General features: G+C 51.2%; 6 protein-coding genes. All 6 read left to right on the forward strand.

Going from position 1 to position 4,699, the window contains the following annotated elements; all coding sequences use genetic code 11:
• Positions 1 to 176: 176 nt before the first annotated feature.
• The 6 genes from A918_RS0111065 to A918_RS0111090 all read left to right on the forward strand — a co-directional run bounded on the left by A918_RS0111065 (position 177) and on the right by A918_RS0111090 (position 4,668).
• Positions 177 to 1,475 (forward strand): cell wall hydrolase, encoded by a 1,299-nt coding sequence (locus A918_RS0111065; RefSeq protein ID WP_028233678.1) that lies wholly within the window; start codon positions 177 to 179, stop codon positions 1,473 to 1,475.
• Between the two features lie 211 nt (positions 1,476 to 1,686).
• Positions 1,687 to 2,112, forward strand: coding sequence for an AtpZ/AtpI family protein (locus A918_RS0111070; RefSeq protein WP_022711129.1), 426 nt, complete (start codon positions 1,687 to 1,689; stop codon positions 2,110 to 2,112).
• 180 nt (positions 2,113 to 2,292) lie between these two features.
• Positions 2,293 to 3,045 (forward strand): F0F1 ATP synthase subunit A, encoded by a 753-nt coding sequence (locus tag A918_RS0111075; protein WP_022711130.1) that lies wholly within the window; start codon positions 2,293 to 2,295, stop codon positions 3,043 to 3,045.
• Positions 3,046 to 3,226: 181 nt separating this feature from the next.
• Complete coding sequence (locus tag A918_RS0111080; protein ID WP_022711131.1) at positions 3,227 to 3,454, forward strand: F0F1 ATP synthase subunit C; 228 nt, start codon at positions 3,227 to 3,229, stop codon at positions 3,452 to 3,454.
• A 111-nt stretch (positions 3,455 to 3,565) separates the two neighbouring features.
• On the forward strand, positions 3,566 to 4,177 hold the full coding sequence (locus A918_RS0111085) for a F0F1 ATP synthase subunit B (protein WP_022711132.1): 612 nt from the start codon (positions 3,566 to 3,568) through the stop codon (positions 4,175 to 4,177).
• A gap of 11 nt (positions 4,178 to 4,188) precedes the next feature.
• Complete coding sequence (locus A918_RS0111090) at positions 4,189 to 4,668, forward strand: F0F1 ATP synthase subunit B (protein WP_022711133.1); 480 nt, start codon at positions 4,189 to 4,191, stop codon at positions 4,666 to 4,668.
• Positions 4,669 to 4,699 lie beyond the last annotated feature (31 nt).

Raw genomic sequence — 4,699 nt, forward strand, 5'->3', positions numbered from 1 at the left:
CCTGCCACGGGAAAGGTCAATAAAAACTAACCGCTTAAGGTGACTGGCAATCTTCGTGTTAATTAAAAATTAATAAATAAAATCAATGACTAAACGCTACCGGCGTTAACGAAGCATCAAGGTTAATAGATCATTATCTGACTATAGTCATCTTGTTGAGTGAGTGGAGTATTCCGGTGCGTAGTGTAGCTTTGCGGGCCCTGTTTGGCCGATCCGGCAATGAGCCAGCACAGGTCTGGTATTATCCTTCCGAGGGTTACTGCCCGCAGGATGGCCGCTATTATCCGGTGGCCGTAACAGTTAAGCAGAAGCGCAAATCCGCGGCCCTGCCAAAGCTTCTCGCCGGAGTAGGGCTGTTTTTCTATTCAAGCAATGTCATCGCCTATCAGGATATGGCCAGTATGATGAGTGTTGCCGAGCAATCGGGCAGCCGCTGGGCAACCTATATGGTGGATGCGCCTGCCGGTTCCATTCATCAGGCGGAAATGCCGTTTGTTGATTCGTCCGTAGTCACGGGCAGCCTGAGCGCTGCGGCAGATATCAGCGGTGTGGGTCGCGTGGTAATGAGCGGACGCGTTGCCGGCGGAAAACGCGGTGTCGACGATCCAAATCCCGATGAAAAACGTATCAGCCGTACTGACAAGCAGGGGCGTCTGGTTTCCGTGCAGACTAAAGCTCCGGCACGCATGTTCAATGCCGGTTCGCTGGCAGAGCAGGTTTCATCGGTGAGTCCCAGGCTGATGCAGCCGGTAGCCGGTAAAAAAGACGTCAAAACAGCTTTCGTTAAAGGTCCGATCCGCGGCAAGGAAGTGGAAATCACACTCGCTTTCCATCGTCCGGAAGTAAAGCCGGTCGTGCCGGTGCCGACAGCACTCGCATCGCTGATTACCAATGATACGCCGGATGTGCTGGCGCTCGGTTATGCACCGTCCAAGCCGGATTATGCAAAAACATCGCCTTTCGAGAGCATTTTGGTGCCTGAAAAGGACAATGGCCGCTTCATTCCGCCAATCAGCGCACGGGATCACAATTGGGCGGCGACCCCGTTGCCACCGGCAGCATTCAGTGCGGCAGAGCAGAAATGTCTGGCTGAAGGTATCTATTTTGAAGCGCGCGGCGAGCCGGTCAAAGGGCAGGCGGCCGTTGGTCAGGTTATTCTCAACCGAGTACGTAACCCTGCTTATCCTTCCACGATCTGCGGCGTAGTCTATCAGAATAAAGACTGGCGTAATGCCTGTCAGTTTTCCTTCGCCTGTGACGGTTTAAAACATCGCGTCACAGAACCGGGTCACTGGCGTATGGCACAGCAGGTAGCGAAAGCTGTCACAGCGGGTCAGATCTGGCTGCCGGAAGTGGGTTCGGCGACCCATTATCATGCGACTTATGTACGTCCCCGCTGGGCTTCAACGATGGAAAAAGTCAAAAAGATCGGCCTGCATGTTTTCTACCGGACTTATGGCGGCGGCTGGAGCTGATCTGTCAAGGATTCGCTGTCTGAAATCACGGCGTGAAGCGGGATTCAAGGCCTGCTTCATGCTGCTGCCTGTTAAGTATATGATTTAATAATACAAAAAACCTTCAACTTCTGTGCAGACAGTGCCTTGACGAATGAGTTGGCTGTTAATATGTTGCGGCCGACTTCAGAGTGGGGTGGAAACCTCGGTTTTCTTGCCAAAGGAGGCATGAATGGCAGTCGGGAAAACACCCGAAAAGCCTCAGCAATCCGATGATGCGGCAAGCGAAGCTGGTGGTCCGGTGCAGACCGGATCTCAGGCCGACGCTCAGGGGAGTCTGGACGACCGTCTTCGTAAGCTTGAAAGCCATTTGGCTGCTAAGGGCGTGGGGGTGGAATCCAAAAAAGATGAACAGGCTGAGAAAAACGCAAGCTCTATGGCGCAGGCCATGAAATTATCCAGTGAATTTATCGCTGGTATCGTGGTAGGTGCGGTTTTAGGTTGGTTTTTTGACCGTGTTCTGGGTACGAACCCTTGGGGATTGATTATCTTTCTCTTTTTAGGATTCGGTGCCGGTACTCTGAATGTTTTACGCACCGCAGGATATGTTGCAGAAAGCGGCAATAATGTGGGCGAGAAGCAACAGAAAGAAAAATAATGTGCATAAAGGTTATCCTTCATATGCACGGCAGTGAATAAGCCTGTAAAGGCAATCAGGGCGGCTCAGGCAGATTTGCTTTTGAGTGTTCTGAAAAGACCGGAACGCAAGTTTGCGGTTGAGAAGCGCCCTCGGGCATGAATGTAACGCCTTCGGGCACGGGTGACAGGTGAGGTTAAGGTGGCAAACGATCCGATCCATCAGTTTCAGGTTTCCAGATGGATTCCTATCGATGTCGGCGGTGTCGATCTGTCGTTTACGAATGTGTCCGCCTTTATGGTGCTGACTGTCGTAACCGCTTCCGCTTTTCTGTTTCTGACATCAGCAGGTCGCGGCATTGTTCCGACACGCCTGCAGTCAGTTTCTGAGATGGCCTATGAGTTTGTGGCTTCCTCCTTGCGGGATTCTGCCGGTTCTCATGGGATGAAATTTTTTCCGTTTGTGTTCTCTCTGTTCACATTCATCCTTGTAGCAAACTTTATCGGTCTGTTCCCGTATTTCTATACCGTAACCAGTCAGATTATTGTTACTTTCGCGCTGGCACTGCTGGTGATCGGAACAGTGATTATTTACGGTTTCTTCAAGCACGGTTTCCGCTTCCTCAAGCTGTTCGTGCCAAGCGGTGTTCCTATGGCTATCGTGCCGTTGGTATCCGCGATTGAAATCATTTCCTTCCTGTCCCGTCCGATCAGCCTCTCTGTGCGTCTTTTCGCCAGTATGCTGGCCGGTCACATCACCGTAAAGATTTTCGCAGGCTTCGTGGTTTCCATGGCTGCACTCGGTCCGCTCGGTGTTGGTGGTGCGATCCTGCCTCTGTTCATGACCGTTGCTATTACCGGTCTTGAATTCCTGGTCGCATTCCTGCAGGCCTATGTGTTCACTGTTCTGACCTGCATGTATATCAATGATGCAGTTCATCCGGACGGTCACTAACTGAAATTACTGCTGTCCGTTATCGGGCAGCAGTCTTGCCTATCTACCAATCAGGCTCTGCATTTTGAAAATACCTGTGTCTGACACATGATTTTGAAATAACAGGTCGCTCTGAAATATCACCGGCGGGTTTCCGCCAGAACTGAAATCCGCATTTATATCAATCCAGAAGGAGCTTAACATGGAAGCGGAAGCAGCAAAGTACATCGGCGCAGGTCTGGCCTGTTTCGGTATGGCCGGTACGGCTCTCGGCCTCGGCAACATTTTCGGTAGCTTTCTTTCGGGTGCACTGCGCAATCCGTCTGCCGCTGACAGCCAGTTCGGCCGTCTGGTATTCGGCTTCGCCGTAACTGAAGCTCTGGGCATCTTCTCGCTGCTCATCGCGCTTCTGCTCCTGTTCGCAGTTTAATCTTAAGCTGCCGGATTAAATCGGCCGCATATGCAAAAATCTCCTTGTGAGACCTGAAGGCATATGCGGCTGGTTATCGTTTATTAAGCCTGAGTGATAAGGGGAAAATGGATGTTCGTGTCCACGGCGTTTGCCCAAACCGCAACTGACTCTCAGCCGGCACCAGTGTCGGGAGCTGACAGTGGCAACTCTGTTGTGCACACTGAAACAGGTGTGGCGCACGATGCCGGTAAAGGCGTGTTTCCACCATTTGATTCCACCCATTATGCATCGCAGCTTCTGTGGCTCGCGATTACCTTCGGGCTGTTCTATCTGTTCATGTCGCGTGTTGTGCTGCCACGTATCGGCGGTGTTATCGAAACGCGTCGTGACCGTATTGCACAGGATCTGGAACAGGCTGCACGCCTGAAAACCGATGCTGACAATGCAATTGCTGCTTACGAGCAGGAACTGGCTGAAGCCCGCAAGAGCGCGGCTGTTATCGGTCAGGAAGCCCGCGACAAGGCAAAGCATGACATTGATGCTGAACGCAAAACCGTTGAAGCATCGCTTGAAAAGAAATTGGCTGAAGCTGAAGAACGCATCGCTGCCATTAAGGCAAAAGCGATGAGCGATCTCGGCTCGATTGCTGAAGAAACAACTGCAGAAATCGTTGAGAAACTGCTTGGCGGCAAGTCCGACAAAGCTGAAATCTCAGCTGCTGTTAAAGCTGTCAGCGCGTAAGGGAGACCATTATGGATGCAACATTTATTGCCCTCGTCGGTCTGATTATTTTCCTGGCGCTGCTGGCCTATCTTAAAGTGCCTGGCATGATCGGCCGTTCGCTTGATGAACGTGCTGCCAATATCGCCAAGGAACTGGACGAAGCACGCACATTGCGTGAAGAAGCTCAGGCTCTGCTTGCTGAATATCACCGCAAGCGCAAAGAAGCTGAAAAAGAAGCCAGCGAAATCGTTGCAGCTGCACAGCGTGAAGCTGCAGCTCTACTGAGTGAAGCAAAAGCGAAGTCGGAAGATTATATTGTTCGCCGCAACAAGCTGGCTGAACAGAAAATCGCTCAGGCTGAAAGCGATGCTGTTAATCAGGTTCGTGCATCTGCAGTGGAAATCGCTGTTGCTGCTGCCGGTTCGCTGATTGCAAATAAAATGGACGCAAAAACTGCCGGTGAAATGTTCAAAGCATCACTGGATCAGGTTAAAACCAACCTGAATTGATTGCAGTTCATAAAGTTCAAAAAAAAAAAAC

Source organism: Pseudochrobactrum sp. AO18b (assembly GCF_000409565.1).
Taxonomy (GTDB): domain Bacteria; phylum Pseudomonadota; class Alphaproteobacteria; order Rhizobiales; family Rhizobiaceae; genus Pseudochrobactrum; species Pseudochrobactrum saccharolyticum.

Bases quoted from the DNA above. Each gene is read 5' to 3' on its own strand.
- A918_RS0111085 (WP_022711132.1), top strand. From the start codon at position 3,566: ATGTTCGTGTCCACGGCGTTTGCCCAAACCGCAACTGACTCTCAGCCG.
- A918_RS0111080 (WP_022711131.1), top strand. From the start codon at position 3,227: ATGGAAGCGGAAGCAGCAAAGTACATCGGCGCAGGTCTGGCCTGTTTC.
- A918_RS0111070 (WP_022711129.1), top strand. From the start codon at position 1,687: ATGGCAGTCGGGAAAACACCCGAAAAGCCTCAGCAATCCGATGATGCG.
- A918_RS0111090 (WP_022711133.1), top strand. From the start codon at position 4,189: ATGGATGCAACATTTATTGCCCTCGTCGGTCTGATTATTTTCCTGGCG.